Below are 2031 nucleotides of genomic sequence, written 5' to 3'. Positions count from 1 at the left end.
GGCTTTCCGCGCATGAAGGTGCTGATCTTCGGCTTCGGCGGCGACGGCACGCACGAGTTCCTGCCGCAGAACTACGCGCCCGACACCATCGTCTACACCAGCACCCACGACACCGACACCGCACGCGGCTGGTGGAACAACGCGGGTGACGCCGAACGCAGCTTTGCTGGTGCCTACCTTGCCTGCGACTCCGAAAACGTGCACTGGGCCATGGTCCGCGCCGCCAGCAACTCGGTCTCCCGCCTGGCCGTGTTCCCGCTGCAGGACGTGCTGGGCCTGGGCAGCGAAGACCGCATGAACACGCCCGGCACACTGGGGCCGGACAACTGGAGCTGGCGCTTCGAATGGAAGATGCTGGGGCACGAGACCGCGCGCGTGCTGGGGGTGATCACGGCGGTCAGCGGCAGAGGGGCGATGGGGTTGTTGAGGGGGTGATCTGCGGTGCCTCGAGGTGTAGCATCTCGAGCGTTGTTGGTTCGGCTGCGTTCAAGTCCTCGAGGAAAAACCACATGCCCCGCCTGGTGCGCAACGTCCTCGCCGTTCTCGCTGGCATCGCCATCGGGTCCGCCGTCAACATGGCGCTCGTTCTTATGAGCGCGTCGCTGATCAAGCCCCCTGCGGGCGTGGATGTCGCCACCGCAGAAGGCCTGAGCAAGGGCATGCATCTGTTCGAGCCGCGGCACTTCGTCATGCCGTTTCTGGCACATGCCCTGGGCACCTTTGCCGGCGCACTCGCCGCTTGCTTGATTGCGGCCAACCACAAGCCGGCGTTCGCCTATGCCATCGGCGTCGTTTTCCTGTGTGGCGGTATTGCGGCGAGTTTCATGGTCCCGGCGCCGAAGGAGTTCATCGCGCTCGACCTGTTGGCCGCCTACCTGCCGATGGCCTGGCTGGCGAGCCAGGTCGGTGCCCGCATGCAGCCTGGCACTGCGGCGTAAGAGGCCCCTCCCGCGCTGGGTGGTAAACGTCCACTGCGCCATGGTGCGCACCGCCAGCGACTCGGTCTTGCAGGCGCTTCGAATGGGCACAGACTGGTTGCGGAGCTATCTGAATGTGCATACACTCTGATGGGTGCATGTGACATTCGATCCTGAAAAAAGCAAGAACAACATGCGGCTGCGTGGCTTGTCGTTCGAGCAAGCCGCAGCGTTCGATTTCGAGACGGCCCTGGTTCGAGCAGACGATCGTCGCGAGTACGGTGAAACGAGGTATGTCGCGCTGGGCAAGATGGGCGAACGCCTTCACGTACTGTGCTTCACCGAAACAAGCGATGGTATCCGTGTCATCAGCTTCCGCAAAGCCAACGACCGAGAGATGAAGCGTTATGAAAAATTCAAGATCCCTGACTGACGACGAAGGCGAAGTACGCGAACTGAACGCCAAAGACATGCGGGGATTTCGTCCGGCGCGCGACGCACTTTCGCCCGCACTGCTAGGCAAGTTGGGGGTGCGTGGCCCGCAAGTGGCACCCACCAAGGAGCGCATCACCATCCGTCTTTCGCAAGAAGTGGTTCAGCCTTTTCGTGCCACCGGCGACGGTTGGCAGACGAAGGTCGATGCAGCGTTGAAAGACTGGCTGAAATCTCACGAGCCCGCGAAGCTTTGAGCGCCTGCGGCACTTGCTGCTCTTGCGGCGCGTGCATGCAGTCCGGCGCATCGCCGTTCGCCTGACCACACACGCAGGTAAGCTCGCGCGTCTTCGCGCCGGGTGGCGCGAGCACAGGGATCAGGGAGCGACTTCGATGGTGCGTTGGCAGGTGTGGGCGGTGGGCATGGCAGCGCTGTGGCTGGCCGGCTGTGGGCGCGGTGGCGAGGGCAGTGCAACGTCGGCCGGCAAGGCGAGCGGGGCTGCGTCGGCGCCCGCAACTGCATCGGCTGCGTCCGCGCCGGTGTTGCTGTTGTCCCCCGAAGACCTGCGTACCGTCGCAGCCGGTGCGGCTGGCAGCGGTGGCCCGGTCATCACCGGCTCGGTACAACCCGAAAAACGTGCCGACCTGCGCGCCGAGGTGTCGGCGGTGGTCACGCAGGTCG

At 64.4% G+C, this 2031-nt stretch carries 4 protein-coding genes and 1 pseudogene; all 5 read left to right on the top strand.

The window, feature by feature from the left end:
• Nucleotides 1-435, top strand: a 435-nt coding sequence (locus RMO40_RS06620) for a 4-alpha-glucanotransferase (RefSeq protein WP_309718013.1), incomplete at its 5' end; no start/stop codon positions are given.
• A gap of 74 nt (nt 436-509) precedes the next feature.
• Complete coding sequence (locus RMO40_RS06615) at nt 510-938, top strand: hypothetical protein (protein WP_309718010.1); 429 nt, start codon at nt 510-512, stop codon at nt 936-938.
• Nucleotides 939-1077: 139 nt separating this feature from the next.
• Nucleotides 1078-1350, top strand: coding sequence for a BrnT family toxin (locus tag RMO40_RS06610; protein WP_309718007.1), 273 nt, complete (start codon nt 1078-1080; stop codon nt 1348-1350).
• Nucleotides 1325-1606 (top strand): BrnA antitoxin family protein, encoded by a 282-nt coding sequence (locus RMO40_RS06605; protein WP_309718005.1) that lies wholly within the window; start codon nt 1325-1327, stop codon nt 1604-1606. Before RMO40_RS06610 ends, RMO40_RS06605 begins: the two co-directional genes overlap by 26 nt.
• A 136-nt stretch (nt 1607-1742) precedes the next feature.
• Nucleotides 1743-2031, top strand: a pseudogene (locus tag RMO40_RS06600) (efflux RND transporter periplasmic adaptor subunit); the annotation flags it as partial.

It is taken from the genome of Rhizobacter sp. (assembly GCF_031412075.1).
In the GTDB taxonomy this organism is placed as follows: domain Bacteria; phylum Pseudomonadota; class Gammaproteobacteria; order Burkholderiales; family Burkholderiaceae_C; genus Rhizobacter.
Note: the sequence above shows the minus strand (reverse complement) of the source record. Positions and strands in the feature narration are given on the sequence as shown.